This is a genomic window from Nesterenkonia cremea, assembly GCF_014642675.1.
Lineage (GTDB): Bacteria > Actinomycetota > Actinomycetes > Actinomycetales > Micrococcaceae > Nesterenkonia > Nesterenkonia cremea.
Map to the genome: position 1 here is coordinate 70598 of NZ_BMIS01000004.1, position 16716 is coordinate 87313.

General features: G+C 68.2%; 15 protein-coding genes. 9 read left to right on the forward strand and 6 right to left on the reverse strand.

Features of this window, described 5'->3' with window-relative positions; translation table 11 throughout:
* Positions 1 to 4 precede the first annotated feature (4 nt).
* Positions 5 to 760 (forward strand): histidine phosphatase family protein, encoded by a 756-nt coding sequence (locus IEW85_RS05780; protein WP_229658836.1) that lies wholly within the window; start codon positions 5 to 7, stop codon positions 758 to 760.
* Positions 761 to 856: 96 nt separating this feature from the next.
* Here the strand turns inward: IEW85_RS05780 and tagD (IEW85_RS05785) are convergent, their stop codons facing one another.
* The gene (gene tagD / locus IEW85_RS05785; protein ID WP_188683649.1) at positions 857 to 1288 is read right to left on the reverse strand and encodes a glycerol-3-phosphate cytidylyltransferase; all 432 of its coding nucleotides are present in this window, start codon (positions 1286 to 1288) and stop codon (positions 857 to 859) included.
* Positions 1289 to 1374: 86 nt separating this feature from the next.
* On the opposite strand from tagD (IEW85_RS05785), the gene IEW85_RS05790 reads away from it, so the two are divergent.
* A complete protein-coding gene (locus IEW85_RS05790) occupies positions 1375 to 2850 on the forward strand; it encodes a variant leucine-rich repeat-containing protein (protein ID WP_188683651.1) in 1476 nt (491 codons plus the stop codon).
* Positions 2851 to 2893: 43 nt separating this feature from the next.
* Here the strand turns inward: IEW85_RS05790 and tagD (IEW85_RS05795) are convergent, their stop codons facing one another.
* Entirely contained in the window at positions 2894 to 3376 is a 483-nt protein-coding gene (gene tagD / locus IEW85_RS05795) for a glycerol-3-phosphate cytidylyltransferase (protein ID WP_188683653.1), read from the reverse strand.
* A 193-nt stretch (positions 3377 to 3569) separates the two neighbouring features.
* Positions 3570 to 4664 (reverse strand): CDP-glycerol glycerophosphotransferase family protein, encoded by a 1095-nt coding sequence (locus tag IEW85_RS05800; RefSeq protein WP_188683655.1) that lies wholly within the window; start codon positions 4662 to 4664, stop codon positions 3570 to 3572.
* Positions 4665 to 4860: 196 nt separating this feature from the next.
* On the opposite strand from IEW85_RS05800, the gene IEW85_RS05805 reads away from it, so the two are divergent.
* Positions 4861 to 5946: an LCP family protein gene (locus IEW85_RS05805; RefSeq protein WP_188683657.1), complete on the forward strand. Its 1086-nt coding sequence runs from the start codon at positions 4861 to 4863 to the stop codon at positions 5944 to 5946.
* Positions 5947 to 6049: 103 nt separating this feature from the next.
* Here IEW85_RS05805 and IEW85_RS05810 read toward each other — a convergent pair whose 3' ends face one another.
* The gene (locus IEW85_RS05810; protein WP_188683660.1) at positions 6050 to 6694 is read right to left on the reverse strand and encodes a VOC family protein; all 645 of its coding nucleotides are present in this window, start codon (positions 6692 to 6694) and stop codon (positions 6050 to 6052) included.
* A 126-nt stretch (positions 6695 to 6820) separates the two neighbouring features.
* Here IEW85_RS05810 and IEW85_RS05815 point away from each other — a divergent pair, with 126 nt between their 5' ends.
* The 6 genes from IEW85_RS05815 to IEW85_RS05840 all read left to right on the forward strand — a co-directional run bounded on the left by IEW85_RS05815 (position 6821) and on the right by IEW85_RS05840 (position 15575).
* On the forward strand, positions 6821 to 7783 hold the full coding sequence (locus IEW85_RS05815) for an SURF1 family protein (RefSeq protein WP_188683662.1): 963 nt from the start codon (positions 6821 to 6823) through the stop codon (positions 7781 to 7783).
* Positions 7780 to 8373, forward strand: a complete 594-nt coding sequence (locus tag IEW85_RS05820) for a DUF3817 domain-containing protein (RefSeq protein WP_229658837.1) — start codon at positions 7780 to 7782, stop codon at positions 8371 to 8373. Before IEW85_RS05815 ends, IEW85_RS05820 begins: the two co-directional genes overlap by 4 nt.
* Positions 8374 to 8439: 66 nt before the next feature.
* Positions 8440 to 10062: a glutamine-hydrolyzing GMP synthase gene (gene guaA, locus IEW85_RS05825; protein ID WP_188683664.1), complete on the forward strand. Its 1623-nt coding sequence runs from the start codon at positions 8440 to 8442 to the stop codon at positions 10060 to 10062.
* A gap of 43 nt (positions 10063 to 10105) precedes the next feature.
* Positions 10106 to 14155, forward strand: a complete 4050-nt coding sequence (locus IEW85_RS05830) for a DUF4011 domain-containing protein (RefSeq protein ID WP_188683666.1) — start codon at positions 10106 to 10108, stop codon at positions 14153 to 14155.
* Positions 14143 to 14439: a hypothetical protein gene (locus IEW85_RS05835; RefSeq protein ID WP_188683668.1), complete on the forward strand. Its 297-nt coding sequence runs from the start codon at positions 14143 to 14145 to the stop codon at positions 14437 to 14439. Before IEW85_RS05830 ends, IEW85_RS05835 begins: the two co-directional genes overlap by 13 nt.
* Positions 14440 to 14540: 101 nt before the next feature.
* On the forward strand, positions 14541 to 15575 hold the full coding sequence (locus IEW85_RS05840; RefSeq protein ID WP_188683670.1) for an RcpC/CpaB family pilus assembly protein: 1035 nt from the start codon (positions 14541 to 14543) through the stop codon (positions 15573 to 15575).
* Between the two features lie 67 nt (positions 15576 to 15642).
* Here IEW85_RS05840 and IEW85_RS05845 read toward each other — a convergent pair whose 3' ends face one another.
* Entirely contained in the window at positions 15643 to 15954 is a 312-nt protein-coding gene (locus IEW85_RS05845; RefSeq protein WP_188683673.1) for an FmdB family zinc ribbon protein, read from the reverse strand.
* A gap of 54 nt (positions 15955 to 16008) precedes the next feature.
* Positions 16009 to 16632 (reverse strand): 5-formyltetrahydrofolate cyclo-ligase, encoded by a 624-nt coding sequence (locus IEW85_RS05850; protein ID WP_188683675.1) that lies wholly within the window; start codon positions 16630 to 16632, stop codon positions 16009 to 16011.
* Between the last annotated feature and the right edge of the window lie 84 nt (positions 16633 to 16716).

A 16716-nucleotide genomic window follows, 5' to 3' on the forward strand; every position in this document is an offset into this window, starting at 1 on the left:
ACTCATGGTCGTGATTCGAGTGATCTGCGTCAGGCATGGAGAGACCGAGTGGAACCGGGCGCACCGGCTCCAAGGACAGTCCGAGGTGGCTCTGGCCCCTTCAGGGATCGAGCAGGCGAGGGCCGCGGGACTCTACATCCGCAGCCAGAACCCTGCCGCCGGCTACGTCTCCCCGCTCAAGCGCACCCACGCCACCTTCGCCGCCTTCGAGCTGGGCTTCGCCCCGATCGAGCGCCCCGGGCTCATCGAGCAGAACCTGGGCGACTGGGAAGGCATGCAGACCGCCGATGCCAAGAGCGAGTACGCCGAGCTCTATAAGTCCTGGAAGAAGGGGGAGGGGACTCCGCCCCAGGGCGAGGATCCGGCCGCAGTGGTGGAGCGGATGCGCAGTACGTTCTTCGAGATCGTCCGCGGCGCCGCCGATCTGGAGCCCACACCCTCGGTGGACACCGACTACGACCTGCGCACTGTGGTCCTGGTCTCCCACGGCACCTCTACCAAGGCGCTGCTGGAGGGCCTGGGGCTGATCGATCGCTCCCATGTCATCTCTCTGACCGCAGCGGCGATCAGCGTGATCGATGTGCCGCTGCACGGCGGCCCGCTCTCCAGTTCGCTGCCCCAGGGCGGCGCGCAGATCGAGGGAGGGCCCGCGGCTGAGGCCGAGGTGATCCGGAGCATGACCGACCAGCAGATCGCTGACTACGCCAAACTGCGGATGTACAACCTCTCACCGGAGGTGCTGGCCGCGGCCCGCGGCTGAGCGCCTGCGCTCGCAGGCGCGGTCTCACTGCCGGTGGATGCGGGGCACCGCGGGGAACTGAGCGGTGCTGGGACCGGGGCCTTCGGCGTCGTCGGCCTACTGTTCCTCCTCCTCGCGGTACCCGATGGCCTCCCAGAGCAGATCCCGGCGGATCTGTGAGGTGGAGGTGCCTTCGGTGCGCGGGAGGTAGAGCACCTCGCAGTAGTCCTTGAGGTACTCGAACTTCTCCGAGCCCTCCCAGTCGCTGCCCATGACCACCGTGTCGATGCTGTACTTCTTCACATCCGCCAGCTTCTGCTCCCAGGTCACCTCGGGGATGACCAGATCCACGTAGCGGATGGACTCCAGCATGGTCTTGCGGGTCTCGTAGACGTGATAGCTGGACTTCTTGCCGGGCTTCTGCGCGTTGAAGCCGTCGGTGCTCAGCCCGACCACCAGATAGTCGCCCAGGGACTTGGCGCGCTTGAGCAGGCGGATATGCCCCCAGTGCAGGAGGTCGAAGGTGCCGTAGGTCAGGACCCGTTTCACAAGAGGCGAGTCTATCCGCCATTCACAACGGATTCATTCTGCTTTCTGAACAACGGCATAACGCGGAATCATCTAGGCTGGGTACGATGAGCACTCACGGCACCCCTGATGATCGTTTGGCCCAGATCGAGGCGTTGGCGCAGGACCCCGACGCCGACTGGGACACTCTGCACTTCATCGCGGAGAACTACCCGAGCCTGCGTCCGGCTGTGGCTGCCAACCCCGGCACCTACCCGGAGCTGCTTGAGGCGCTGGGGGCGATGAACGATCCAGAGATCGACGCCGCCCTGGCCAGCCGTGCCGCCGCATCCGCCGGCACTGCCGCGTCCGGTGCCGACACGAGTGCTGAGCCTTCCGAGGAGCAGACCGGTGAGCTGCCCCCTGTTGCGGAGGAGGAGACCGCCGTCCACGAAGGCATGGCCGCACAGGGTCCCGCCTTCCTGGAGCAGCGGCTGGACGCCCCGGAGCCTGACCAGGCTCTGGACTCTGACGAGGAGCAGACCCAGTACATCCCTGCGGTGACTGAGGAACCGGAGGAGGCCGCCGGGGCCCAGGCCGCCGCTGCGGCAGGTGCCGAGCCGGACAGCGCCGTGCAGCCGGAGTATCCCGCAGCTGCCGCTCCGGCCGCCGCCGCAGGCTATGCGGCTCAGGAGCAGGCCGCCTATGCCCAACAGGTCCAGGCCGCCTCGGTCCAGCCGCCCCGTGAGCGCGAATCCCGTGCCCCCAAAGTGCTGGCCGCCGTGCTGCTGCCGCTGGTAGGTCTGATCGCTGTGGCCGTGCTGATCTTCGCTCTGCTGGGCGACTCCGGCGACCAGATGGCCGAGGAGCCGGCCCCTGAGCAGGAGGAGCCCGCCCCGCAGCAGGAGGAGGCGCCCGACCAGGGTGAGCCGGCCGAGCAGGAGGAGGACGCCGCGGAGGACGAGGTGGATCTCGACGGGGCGCGCACCGAGCTGACGGCCCTGCCCGATGACTCCACCTGCCAGAACCCGGAGGAGGACGCAGCCGAGGTGGCCGCCTTCGTGGAGACGGCCTCAGACGCTGATGCCATGGAGCAGGAGGCCGGCATGCTGGAGGACCTCTTCGAGGACCTGCAGGACTCCTGCGACAACATCCACGCCGCCGCCGTCTATGAGGGCGTGCGCAGCGGGGGAGACGAGGACACCGCCGGCTCCTTCGAGGCTGTGGGCACCGACTGGTCCGACCAGATGATGAGCGCCGACGGCGCCCAGGAGATGGACGGGTTCATCACCCCGGACGAGAACAAGATCTGCCTCTTCGAAGACGGCTTGACCTGCACTGTGCTGGAGCAGGACGCCGGTGCGCCCGAGGGCTGCGAGGACGGCGCCACCTTCACCATGCAGGTGGACGGGGACACCCCGGGGCTGGACTGCGACAGCGAACTCAGCGCCGATGAGGACTACGAGACCCTCGCCCATGATGACACCGCCACGGATGGATTCCTGGCCTGCGTCTCCCTGGAGGACCGGATCTCCTGCTGGAACACCCTGACCGGCGTCGGCTTCGAGATGTCAGAGGGCGACCACTACGCCTACTCGCCCTGATCGGCAGGTGCTGCTCGGGAGGGCCTGATCGGCCGGGCCCGGCTCAGGCGGAGCGGGCGAAGCTGCGTGCCGCAACGTGCTGCGGGGTGCGGTGGTGCCAGCGGCGTCCGCGCTGATCGCTGACCGCTTCCACCAGGAGGTCCCGGCGGATCTGGCTGGTGGAGACTCCGTCGGTGCGGGGGAGGTAGACGACGTCGCACTGTTCCCGCAGGGGCTCGAAGCGCTCCGAGCCCTGCCAGTCGCTTCCCATGACCACGGTGTCGATGTGCAGCTGCTCCACGTCCTGGGCCTTCTGCTCCCAGCTGGCCTCGGGGACCACCAGATCGACATAGCGCACGGCCTCCAGCATGGACTTGCGGACTTCGAAGTCGTGATAGCTGGCGGGCTTGCCGTACTTCTGCTCGTTGAACTCATCGGTGCTGACGGCCACCACCAGGTAGTCGCCGAGTTCACGGGCTCGCTTGAGCAGGTTGATATGCCCCCAGTGCAGGAGGTCGAAGGTCCCATACGTGAGAACGCGCTTCATGCTGACGAACTGATCCCCTCGTTCGTTGAGCGTCGGGCACGGCAACACTCAGGCGCCGAGCTGCGATGTGATCGGTGTATCCTATTGGGTCATGCTATCAACGCGGTGCAAAGCTGATATTCAAGCACCGCTTGAGGCTTCCTGAACCGGCGCAGCGCCGTGGAGCACCGCTGCCGCGCCCAGGCGCAGGTGTTCAGCGCAGCTCGAGCGCCTTCACGATGGCCTCGGTGCAGGCGGGGTCGCCTTCGGGCAGGGCGCCGTCCTCGGTGACGTAGTCCAGGTGCTTGGAGCGGAACTCCGTGTAGTCCGGAGTCTCGAAGGTCAGTGCCGTCTCCATGGCCTCGGCGGCGGTCTCCACCACGGGGCCGGGGACCTCGGCGTCGTAGTCGATGGCCAGGCCGCGGGCACCGATGTACTCATCCATGTCATAGGGCCAGAAGACCAGTGGGATGTCCCGCAGCGTGGCCTCATAGGCCACGGCTGAGTAGTCGGTGATCAGCGCATCGGCGATGGACAGCCAGTCCAGCACGCCGAAGCTGCGGCCGATGACCACATGATCGCCCTCGGGCAGCGAGGACTTGTCCAGCGGGTGGGGGACCAGCACCAGTGTTGCCTCCGGATCCCGCATGGCCGTGGCCAGCTGGGTGTAGGGGATGTGGCGTCCCCGGCGGAAGGTCGGAGCGTAGAGGACCACCTTGCGGCCCTCCAGCTGCGGATAGGCTTTGAGGATCTCTGCCCGGCGGGCCGCCATCCGGCCCTCGTCCAGCAGGTAGTCCACCCGCGGCATGCCCAGCGGGCAGACCGCCTCATGCGGGACGCCGAAGGCCGCGGTGTAGATCTCGGCGGGGACCGAGCCGGCCGCGGTGATGAAGGTGTACTGCTTATGCATCTGCATGATCTCGGCGACCTTGGGGTGGGGTCCCTCGCGGGTGCCGGAGGCCAGATGCCCGAAGTTCTTGATGGCCCCGAGCGCATGCCAGACCTGAGCGATCCGCAGCTGCTCGCGGTGGTTCAGGATGCTGACAGGGATGATGTAGCCGTCCACCACGCAGGCCTGGCAGGTGGCCAGGTGGTACATCTCCCGGACCGCCTTGGCGGCGTAGGCGAAGCTGAGCTTCTTGTGCTTGATCAGCACCACCGAGTGATCGGGGTAGTCACGCTGGATGGATTCCTTGAGCATCGCGAAGTCGATGGTGATCCGCTTGGGCTCCCGGGTGATCAGGACGACTTTTCGCCGCACCGGCAGCAGCTTCATGCCGGAGTAGAGGAGGCGAGCACCCCCGACCATCACCGTCAGGACAGGGGAGAGGGCTTTTCGCTTCAGCTCAGACTCTCCCTTCAGGGCCGTGCACACGTGATCTGCGTGCTGTGTTCGGAACGACTCTAGCCGATCCCGATGACACGTGGGCGAAACAGCGGAGCTCCCACCTGGAGCGCGGCCCGGTGGTTCGCGTGCCATACCGGGGATCCGTACGCTGGAAGGGATGACTCAGGACCTCTTCGCCCAGGACGACGACGCCCCAGAGACCGAGGCGGCCCCGCGGAACAGGTGGCGGCGTCGGGTGATGTTCGTGCTCAGCGGCGCCGCAGTGCTGCTGCTGGGCGGTCTGGCCCTCTCCTTCTTCTACCTGAACTCGCTGGCCGGCTCCTATGAGGAGTCCGTCCAGACCTTCGATGAGACCTTCCCGGATGACGCTGACCGTCCGGACCGCCCTGAGCGGGTGGAGACCGATGACGACGGCGACGAGACCGTGGTGGAGGATGAGTCGCTGAACCTCCTGCTCATCGGCTCCGATGAGGGCGGCGGCTCCGGTCCGGAGGAGGACCTGCCGATGGTCCCCAACGCCGGCCGCGCCGATACGATGATGCTGGTCCATGTCCCGCATGAGCGCGACAGCATCCAGGTCATGTCCATCTTGCGCGACACCTGGGTGGAGGTCCCCGGCCACGGCGAGCATAAGATCAACGCCGCCTTCTCCCTGGGCGGAGTGCCGCTGGCGGTGGAGACGATGGAGTCGCTCTTCGAGGTGCCCATCGACCACGTGGCCGCCATGGACATGATCGGCTTCCAGAACCTGGTGGGCACCCTGGGCGGAGTCGCGGTGGACTCCCCGGTCTCCTTCACCTCCAAGGACGGCTACACCTACGCCGAGGGCACGCAGCATATGCAGCCGGAGGAGGCGCTGTCCTTCGTCCGGGAGCGTGACGCCTTCGACGAGGTCGGCGACAACCAGCGCACGGCCAACCAGCAGGCCTTCATCGGAGGAGTGCTCAACGAGGTGCTTCAGCCCTCCACCTTCTCCAGCCCCGCGCAGGTCCATGACCTGGTGGAGGACTTCGCACCGCATATGACGGTGGATCCGGAGCTGGCCGATCCGGGGAATGTGGCCAGCCTGGGCTGGGAGATGCGCAACATCCGCGGCGGTGACATCGACATGTTCACCCTGCCCCACGGAGGCCTGGGAGAGACGGCCGGCCAGGCCGTGATCTGGCAGGATGAGCAGGCCATCGAAGAAGCCTCCGAGGCGCTGCAGGACGGAAGCTTCGGTGACTACGCCACACAGAACTGACGACGCCGACCAGCACTGAGGTGGGCCGAACCGGCTGCGGGGCTCGGTGAGCGGTGCTCACCGGACCGGCGCCGCGGCGGCCGAGCCGCCGGCGTCGGGAGCCTCAGATGGTGACTTCTCCGTTGGGGGAGCGGAAGGTGACCGACATGATGCCCGGCGTGCCGGAGGGGGCGATCCAGTCCACGTCCACGTCCTCGAAGGGATCGGCGTCGGGGCAGTTGAGCCAATCGGTCACACGCTCCGGCGAGCCGGCGATGGACAGCTTGGTCAGCTCGGCCTGCGGGGGATAGGCCTGCGAGGGGTGGAGGTGCTCGGTGCCCTCGTCCCAGCGCAGCAGATAGGGGACCTGCGGGTCGGCGATCAGGCCTTTGATGCCGATCTGCTGCCAGGTCAGCTCGTTGCCGTCGGGGAACTTGCGGTTGCCCGGCACCGCCTTTCGGCCCAGGCGCTCCTCGAAGTGGGAGAGATCGTCCACCGTGACGCACCAGCCCATCCAGCCGCCGCCTACCTGGGAACGGTTGCGGACCGCCTGCCCGAAGGGAGCCTTATCAGCCGAGGGGTGGTCCAGGACCTCCACGATCTCCAGGTACTGGCGCTTGGCCAGGGGAATGATGGCATTGCGTGTGCCGAAGCGCGGATGGAGTCCACCCTTGACGCGTTCCACGCCGAGAACATCGACGATCCGCCGGACTGTGGAGTCCAGGCCGTCCGGTCCGACTGCGTACGAGACGTGATCCAAGCGCATCATGACCCCATACTGACACCAGCGGTGTGACATAGGTAAATCGAGAGCCGGATCACACTGAATATGAACTCCGCACGTCACAACTTCTACGGTTCGTAGAAGATCTCGCATGGCGCGTATCCTGGTGGGGTGCTCAAGACCGCGCTGCAGCCCAAGTGGATCGCGATGCTCGTCCTCGCGCTCGTCCTCGCCACCGTGTTCGTGGTCATGAGCGCCTGGCAGTTCGGCGAATCCCGCACTGAGGGCAATCCGGTGGAGCACCTCACCGAGGAGCCGGTGCCGATGACCGAGATCTATGAGCCCGAGCGCGGCATGACCATCTATGAGGCCGACCGGATCGTCGACATCTCCGGCGAATTCGTCGAGGACACCCAGATCATCGTCGATGAGCGCCTTCAGGGCGAGGAGATGGGCTACTGGGTGGTCGCAGCGTTCCGCGTGGACGGCGCCCCCGATGATGAGGTGATCCCCGTGGTCCGCGGCTGGGTGGATGACCTCGACGAGGTCGACGCCCTCCCCGACGGCGAACAGCTGGAGATCCAGGGCCGCCTGCTTCCCACGGAGGCGCCGGGCGACGGCCCGCGCGAGACTCCCGGCATCTTCCCGACCCTCTCCGCGGCCGAGCTGATCAACATCTGGGACGAGCCTTCGTACTCGGGCTTCGTGGTCGCCTTCGACACCCTCGACGCCGCCGGTGAGGAGATCGGAGCCGAGGCGGCGGACTCCCCGCTGGAGTCGGTCTGGGTGGGCACCCAGCCCGAGACCTCAGACATCAACTGGCAGAGCCTCTTCTACGCCGTGGAATGGGCGGTCTTCGCCGGCTTCGCCTTCTACCTGTGGTGGCGGATGGTCAAGGACGCCCACATCAAGGAGTTGGAGGAGCAGCGCCTGGACCGCGAATGGGAGGAGCAGTGGCGCCGCGAGCAGCTGGCCAAGCTGCAGGCCTCCCGCCAGGGCGGCGCAGCTGAGGGCGTCTCCTCAGGCGGTTCCGCAGCAGAGCCCGACGCCGGCAGCCACACCACAGATCCGGACACCAGCGGTCCGGGCACCACAGACCCGGACAACAGAGATCCGAAGGACACCTCATCGTGACCGAGCCGAACACCCCCAGAGAGAACGCAGACCGCGCAGCCGAGATCCCGGAGGCCGCCGCAGGCGGCTCCGAGACTCCGCTGGAGGAGATCGACCTGGGCACTCCGCCGCCGCGTCCGGGCCGGGAGTCCCGCCGCTTCTACGGCACCCCCGCCCAGATCCGCAGCGCGCTGAAGTTCTACCGCGTGATGGCCTTCATCACCGGCATCTTCCTGCTGGTCATGGTGGCCAAGATCCTGATCAGCGGCTCCCTGTTCGGCTGGGTGTTCTGGGACGGGGGCCAGGAGCTCTACATCGGCGGCACCACCGCCACCGGTGAGGAGAACATCATCGGGTTCTTCCCCGCAGAGTCCCTGCAGGACGCCCGGTCCACCTCCACTCTGATCGCCCAGGCCCACGGTGTGGCCTACATCGTCTACCTGGTGGCCGGCTTCCGTCTCTGGTACATGATCCGCTGGGGCATGGGCCGGCTGGCGCTGATCATCTCCGGCGGTCTGGTGCCCTTCTTCAGCTTCTTCGTGGAGCGCAAGATCGTCGGCTTCGTGAAGAAGGACCTGGAGTCCGAGCCCGAGGCCGTACCCCGGTACTGAGCTTCGGTGAACTGAGCTCCCGCACCTGAGACTCGTCAGGGTCATGGCACCCGTTAGGATGGTCAGGTGACTTCTCAGCCTGCAGCAGAGCGCCCTGACGTCCCCGCCGCCGAGCGGGCGGACTCGGAGGCCCAGACGGTCCTCGTCGTCGACTACGGCGCCCAGTACGCCCAGCTCATCGCCCGGCGCGTCCGTGAGGCGCGCGTCTACTCGGAGGTCGTGCCGCACACCCTCTCCGCCGAGGAGATCCTGCGCCGCAGCCCCGCCGCCGTGATCCTCTCCGGCGGACCCGCCTCCGTCTACGCAGAGGGCGCGCCCTCGGTGGAGAAGGGGCTCTTCGAAGCAGGCGTCCCGGTCATGGGAATCTGCTACGGCTTCCAGGCCATGGCACACGCCCTGGGCGGCGAGGTGGCTCGCACCGGAGACCGCGAATACGGCAAGACCGAAGTGCGCTCCACCACCGCACCCCACTCTCTGCTGGGCGGCACCGATGAGGTGCAGTCCACCTGGATGTCCCACAGCGATTCGGTCCAGCAGGCACCGGAGGGCTTCGACGTCCTGGCCACCTCCGACGGCGCCCCCGTGGCCGCCTTCGCCGACGAGCAGCGCCGCCTCTACGGCGTGCAGTGGCACCCCGAGGTCAAGCACTCCCCGCAGGGCCAGCGGGTCATCGAGAACTTCCTCTATGAGGGCGCCCGGCTGAAGCCCGAGTGGACCACCGGCAACATCGTTGAGGAGCAGGTCGAGGCCATCCGCGAGCAGGTCGGCGAAGCCCGTGCGATCTGCGGCCTCTCCGGAGGCGTGGACTCCGCCGTGGCCGCAGCCCTGGTGCAGAAGGCCATCGGCGAGCAGCTGACCTGTGTCTTCGTGGACCACGGTCTGCTGCGTGAGGGCGAGGTCGAGCAGGTCAAGCGCGACTTCGTGGCCGCGACCGGCGCCAAGCTCTACGTGGCCGATGACAAGGAGCGCTTCCTCTCCGCGCTGGCCGGCGTCTCGGACCCGGAGGAGAAGCGCAAGATCATCGGCCGCGAGTTCATCCGCGCCTTCGAGGACGCTGAGAAGGCCATCCTGGAGGAGGCCGCCGCCGACGGCGCCAAGGTCGAGTTCCTCGTCCAGGGCACCCTGTACCCCGACGTCGTCGAGTCCGGCGGCGGCGAGGGCGCGGCCAACATCAAGTCCCACCACAACGTGGGCGGGCTGCCCGAGGACATGCAGTTCAAGCTGGTGGAGCCGCTGCGCGCCCTGTTCAAAGACGAGGTCCGCGCGGTGGGCGCCGAGCTGGGCCTGCCGGCTGAGATCGTCCAGCGCCAGCCCTTCCCGGGCCCGGGCCTGGGCATCCGGATCATCGGCGAGGTCACCGCAGACCGACTGGAGATCCTGCGGAAGGCGGACGCCATCGCCCGAGAGGAGCTGACGGCGTCGGGCCTGGACCAGGATGTCTGGCAGATGCCGGTGGTGCTGCTGGCCGATGTGCGCTCCGTGGGCGTGCAGGGCGACGGCCGCACCTACGGCCACCCGATCGTGCTGCGTCCGGTGTCCTCCGAGGACGCCATGACCGCCGACTGGTCGCGCCTGCCGTATGACCTGCTGGCCAAGATCTCCAACCGCATCACCAACGAAGTGCAGGAGGTCAACCGAGTAACCCTCGACGTGACCTCGAAGCCACCCGGGACCATCGAGTGGGAATGATCTAGCATCGTCTCTCAGAATGAACGGTCCTGGAAGGTCGAATGTGAGCGAGAAGCCTGACGCTGCGAGCACGGAGCACGCCGAGCATGCCGACGGCGCCCCCGCGGGGGGAGACGTCACGGCATGGATCGAGTCGCTGGGAACCGGCACCGAGAATGACACGATGCTGCGGTTCACGCCCTCGCAGCACAACGCGATCGACCTGACCGAGGGCAACACCTCCGGCATCATGCAGCTCTTCGCAGGGCGCCGGACCAGGCTCTCCACGCTGCTCAACGAGGCCGGTGCGTTCAGCGCCGGCCGCCAGGCGGCCCAGGGCATCCGGGCCAAGACCCGGGAGATGTCCGAGGAGCGCGGCATCGACGTCGGCTTCCTGGCCGCCGGCATCGCCTCCTGGACCGAGGCCTCGCCCTCGGGAGGATCTGAGCAGTTCACCGCGCCGGTCATGCTGGTCCCGATCAGCCTGCGCCCGCGCGAGGAGAGCAACGACGACTACGAGATCCAGTTCACCGGCCCGGCGCGGCTGAACACTGCGCTGTCCCGGCATATGCTGGCCCACCACGGGCTGCTGCTGGACCCGGTGGAGTTCCACAACGCCGGCTACGCCACCGCACGATTCGACCCGTTGCGCACCGCCGAGCTGCTCTCCCGTGTGGCCTCCCGCACCGCCTCTGCGGCTGAGGAAGGAAGCAGCTCCGCCCTGGAGTCCCTGCAGGTCTGGCGGCAGGTCTACGTCTCCACCTTCGCCGATCTGGCCGACCTGGGGAATCCTGCTGCGCTGAACCTGGACCACCCGGTGCTGAGCTCCCTGGCCTCCGGCGCCACGCTGGACCAGACCGAGGCGGAGCAGGCGCTGGCCGACCTCCCGCCGCTGGATGAGCGTGATCCGCGGGAGGAGCTGCTGGTGGCCGACGCCGACGCCGACCAGCAGACCGCCCTGGACGCCGTCCTCTCCGGGATCTCCACTGTGGTCTCCACGCCTCCGGGCACCGGACAGACCCAGACCGCCATCAATGCCGCAGCCGGCCTGGCCTGGCAGGGAAAGCGCGTGCTGGTGGTCGCCGAGCGCACCGCCGTGCTGGAGGAGCTCAAGCGCCGGCTCAGCGATGTCAGGCTGGGCACGCTGGCCATGAACGTCCCCGCCTCGGCCACCCCCGAGCAGCTGCGCGACCAGATGATCCGCGCCATCCGCCGCGCCGAACGTGCCGAGCCGCCGCGCCAGGGTGCGCTGCACGCCAAGCTGGCCGAGCGCCGCCACCAGCTGGTGGACCATGTGAAGTCGCTGCACAATATGCGCTCCCGCTGGCAGTGCTCCCCGTATCAGGCCATGCAGGCCCTGGCCGCGCTGACCTCGCTGAACCCCTCGCCGTCGACCTCGGTGCGGCTGAAGCGCTCGGTGCTGGACAACACGGTGGACCGCAGCCAGGTGGCTGTGAAGCTCAAGCGCGCCGCCGAGCTCGGCTCCTTCTCTCCGGAGACCCGCAGCAGCCCCTGGTTCGGGGCCCGGCTGTCCAACCGGCAGGAGACTCGGGATGCCATGACGCTGGTCCGGCAGCTCAATGAGGAGCTGCCCCGGCTGAAGGGACAGATGGAGGCCGCCGTCGGGCAGGTCGGCGTCGAACTGGGCACCAGCTTTGCTGATTGGCACGCCCAGGTGCTGCTGTTCCAGCGCGTGCAGGAGTCGCTGGGTAAGTTCAGCCATGACGTCTACGCCAAGTCCGTGGATGATCTGATCGCCGCCACCGCTCCGGGCTGGTGGAGGCGTCAGCACAATGTGGAGATGTCCTCGATGACCCGCTCCCGGCTGCGCCGCGTGGCCAAGGAGTATGTGCGTCCCGGGGTCTCCATCAACGACCTCCACAGCTCGCTGGTGGACGTGCAGTCTGAGCGCGAGGACTGGACCAACTGGACTCCCACGGATGCGAAGAACCCCTCGCTGCCCAAGGCGCCCAAGAACCTGGACCGGCTGGCCGACATCATGGGCGATGTCCAGACCAGTCTGGAGAAGCTGGTCTCCGTGCTTGCTCCTTATGATCCTGAGACTGAGACAGTGGGCCGGAGGGAACCGGACCAGCCGGAGGAGGGCCCGGGCGGCCCACTGACGCTCATGGATATGCCGGCGGAGAAGATGCTGGAGACGGTGGAGACCCTCGCCTCCGATGAGCAGCCGCTGGAGACCCTTCCCGAGCGCACCCTGCTGACCGAGCAGCTGCGTGAGCAGGGCTTCCGCGAGCTGCTGGACGACTTCGCCCAGCGTCAGGTGGGCGAGGCCCAGGTGGCCGATGAGTTGGAGCTGGCCTGGTGGCAGTCGGCCCTGGAGGCGATGATCTCCGGAGACGACTACCTGGCCATGACCACCGGCGAGAATCTGCGCACCATCGAGGCCGAGTTCCGCCAGGCCGACGCCGCCCACATCGAGACCGGCGCCCAGCGGCTGAACCACCGGCTGGCCGTGCGGTGGAAGTCTGCGGTGGAGGCCCACCCGGCCGCCGCCGGACAGCTGAAGACCCTGCTGCGGGACACTGCTCCCACCGTGCCGGACCTGGAGGAGGTGGAGCCGGCGCTGACCCAGCCGCTGGTGCCCATCTGGACCACCTCGCCGTTGGGCCTGGCCGAGCAGTTCCCGCATGACCCGATGGCCTCGGGTTCGGCAGAGTTCGATGCCGTGCTGCTGCTCGACGCTGAGACTCTGGCGGTCCCGGCCGCACTGGCCGCGATCTCCCGCGCTGAGCAGGTGGTGGCCTTCGGCGACCCGGTCTCCGGTGCGCCCAAGCAGTTCCAGGTCTCCGCGGATCCGATCGCCCGCGAGGCTGAGCAGCAGGTGCCCACCTCCATCTTCACCGAGCTGGCCGCCGTGCTGCCCGAGCAGACGCTGCGCCGCGTCCACCGCGGAGTGGATCAGGAGCTGACCAGCATCATCTCCGAGTCGCTCTACGACGGAGAGCTGGTCCGCCTTCCCGACGCCGCCCAGCTCACCGGCCAGGGCCGCAGCCTCAGCGTGGAGCACCTGGGTGCGAACAGCAGCCGGCCCGGCGGGCGCGACTCCGTGGAGTCTCCCACCGTGGAGGTCAACCGGGTGGTGGACATGGTCTTCGAGCATGTCCGCGCCAACCGGGACCGCTCCCTGGCCGTGATCACCGGTTCCGAATGGCATGCCAGGCGGGTGGCCGATGCGATCCGGCTCAACATGGCCAACCACTCCTGGGCCAAGCCCTACTTCGAGCACGGGGCCGCAGGCTCCGGCGTCGGGGCGGGGGAGTCCTTCGTGGTGGCTCCGGTGGAGCGTGCCCAGGGACTGGTCCGCGACGACGTCATCTTCTCCCTGGGCTTCGGCCGCTCCATCAAGGGCGAGGCCGTGCACGAGTTCGGTGAGCTCTCCGAGACCCGCGGACGCGAGTACTTCGCCGCGGCGATGACCCGTGCTCGCGAGCAGCTGAAGATCGTCACCTCGCTGGCTCCCTCGGACCTCAACCCGGGTCTGCTCAACAACGGCGCCGCTGAGTTGTACCGGCTGTTGGACACCGCTATGGGGGCCGAGGGCAACCCGACCGCCTCGGCCTCGCTGACCGATCCGCTGGTCCTGGACCTGGTGGACCGGATCCGGGCCCGCGGCGGCCGCGTGGAGGACGGCTTCCGCGGAACGCTGGACCTGGCCGCCTGCCCGCGCAAGGTCACCCCGATGACCAAGGTGGTGCCGCTGGCCATGGCATCGGACGGCACCGAGGGCTATGCGCAGATGTCGGTGCGCGAGCGCTCTCGCCAGCGCCCGGAGGCCTTCGAACGCCTGGGCTGGAACTACATGGTGCTCTGGACCATCGAGGTCTTCTCCGATCCCATCCGCTGCACCGAAGTAGTGGCCGATAAGGTCGGCCTGGCGGCGGGGCCGGAGTTCGCCGAGGCAGGCCGTATCGCACTGACCACCACCGGCGCGCTGGCCGACCGGCTGCCCAAAGAGGGCGCTGGAGCACGCATCCAGACCGGACGCTCCCAGCCGGTGCGCTTCGGCGGAGCCGCCGACGCCGAGGACGAGGAGGCCCACCGCCGCTCCAAGAAGTGGCCCTCACCCCGGGAGCGGGGCAAGTGGGTGCAGTGAACGGCTCTGCGGAGAGTCCGGCCGGGCCGGGAGAGTCTGACCCGTCGTCGCAGGCGGGCCGGGCGGATCAGGGCCGGTCGCGGAAGCGGCGTCGTGTGGTCGCACCGCCGACCTCCGGGCAGCCCGAAGATGTGGAGTCGCAGGTCTATGACCCGCTGAAGGGCTCAGACCACGGGCTGGCAGGCGGCGCGGAGAAGAAGTCCGGCACCGAGGGGAAGGGCTCCGGGGGAGCCTCAGCCCGCGACCGGTGGTTCCTGGAACAGCGCCCACCCCACTGGGACTGATTCCTCCACAGCAGTCCTGGTGCTGAGTCTGCCGCGCCCGGCGGTCCCCAGAGCCAGCCCAGTGCACCCTGTCCTGGGCTGAGCGCGGTGATGCTGGGTCCATGAGCACTCATCTCCACGCCGACGCCGCCGGCACAGCCCTGAACACCCGTCGCCAGCGCCGCAGCTATGCCGGCGCCCCGCAGGAGGATCCCCAGGCGCAGGAGCTTGCCGCCGGCGCACCGCGCGCGGAGGCACGACTCTCTGAGCGGGCTGGGGCAGGGTCAGGCTCAGCACGGCCACGCTCAGCACAGCCACGCTCAGCAAGGTCCCGAACAGCACCGACCCGAACAGCACCGTCCCGAACGGCGGGACTCCGAGCGGCTGACTCTCACGCCACGGCCGGCCCCCATGTCGCAGCTCCGCGGACCACAGCGCTGAAGCGTTCATCGCGGGGCTCACGCCGTGGTGCTGCGGCGCTGCGCCGCAGGGACCGTCCGCCGCGGGTGAATCGTCGGCTGCGCGGCTCCTCCTTCCGCCGCCGCCTGCAGCGGCTGCGGGTGCCGCTGGCGCTGCTGCTGGGCGTCTGCGCTGTGGGAGCAGGAATCCTCGCCGGAGGGGAAGCCCAGGTGGAGACCGCCACGGCGGTTCAGGTGACCTCGCCGGTGGCCGCCGGCCAGGAGCTCACAGCCTCAGAACTGGAGGAGACACAGATGGATGCGGCGGCGGTGCCCGTTCAGCAGGCCGAGCTGGAGGAGCTGCTGGGTCAGCAGGTGGCCGTACCGCTGCCGGCCGGTGCGCTGGTGCACCAGGAGCATCTGGTGGGACCGGGCCTGCTGCAGGATCAGGAGGAGGGCGTCGTCGCCGTGCCGGTACGTCCGGCCGATACAGCCATCGTGGGGATGCTGACCCCGGGGCAGAGCGTAGATGTGCTGGTCTCCGCAGATTCCGCCGAGTCCGGGACATCCTCACGCACGGTGGCAGCGGCAGCACCGGTGCTCTGGACGCCCACCTCAGAGGACGAGAACTGGCTGCCCGGCGCAGGGGAGGCCGGCAATGTGGTCATCGTGGCCGTGGAGGCCGAGACCGCAGAGACCATCGCCGAGGCCACCCATGAGGGCAGACTCCATCTGAGCATGGTCAGCGGGCAGGGCTGATCTGGGCTGGAGGGCAGAGCGAGGTTCGGCAGATCCTCGAGGGTTCAGAACCCTGGCTGAGTCACGCTCAGGCGGAGGTGGTGCTGCTCGAGCTGCTGGAGGAGGAGTCCGAGGAGGAGCCGGAGGATGACCCGGAGGAGCCGTCGTCGGAGCTTCCGCCGCTGCTGGAAGAGCTCGACGAGCCGGAGGAGGAGCTGGAGCTTCCACGGGCATCATTGCGGTAGAAGCCGGAGCCCTTGAAGGTGACTCCCACATTGCCGAACTTCTTGCGCAGCGTGCCGGTGCACTCGGGGCAGGTGGACAGAGAGTCGTCGCTGAAAGACTGGACGATGTCGAAGGCGTGGCCGCAGTCCTTGCACAGGTACGAATAGGTAGGCATAGCTGCACCAGTATATAGCGGCCCGAACGCGGTGATGCGCCCCGGCCGATGCGCTCAGACCTGCAGGAGCTTCTCCGGTGTGGCGATCTCCGGTACACGCAGGTCATGAGGGAGGACCGCGAAGCTGCCGGGCTCCAGGACCTCCTCGGCATGCACCACGGCGATGAACCGGGCGCTGATGCCGTCGTCGGCATCCGCGGCTGATGCGGTGGCGGCGCCCTCGGGGCCGAAGAGGGAGTCGTAGTAGCCGCCGCCCTGGCCCAGGCGTCCGCCGCGGTGATCCATGGCCACTGCGGGGATCAGCGCCGTGACCTCAGGCCGCTCCGAAAGGATCTCGGTCAGATGCAGCCGGTCGCCCTCAGGCTCCTGCACCGGGGCCCAGCTGCTGCGCCGAGTGGGCGCCTGGGGACTCCACGGCCCCCAGAGCATCTGGCGCTCGCCGGTGATCACAGGGACGAAGACCTCGCCGCCGCGGGCATAGTGCGCGGTCAGGAAGCTCAGCACATCGGGTTCTCCCGGCATGGGCAGGTACCCCAGCACAGGCTGGGAGGTGGGGATCTGCTCCAGCAGCAGTGCCGAGAGCTGCTCGGCCCGCGCCTGGATCTCCGAGCCGCTCAGCCGGCGTCGTGCCTGCCGCTGTTCGGCCCGAACCTCATCTTTGGAACGTTCAGCTGCCACATCCCCACCCTAGCCGCCACCTCCTGCTCGTGGGTGATCGACAGAACCCAAGAATTGGCCAAATTCCGGCGAAGGACGGGCCTG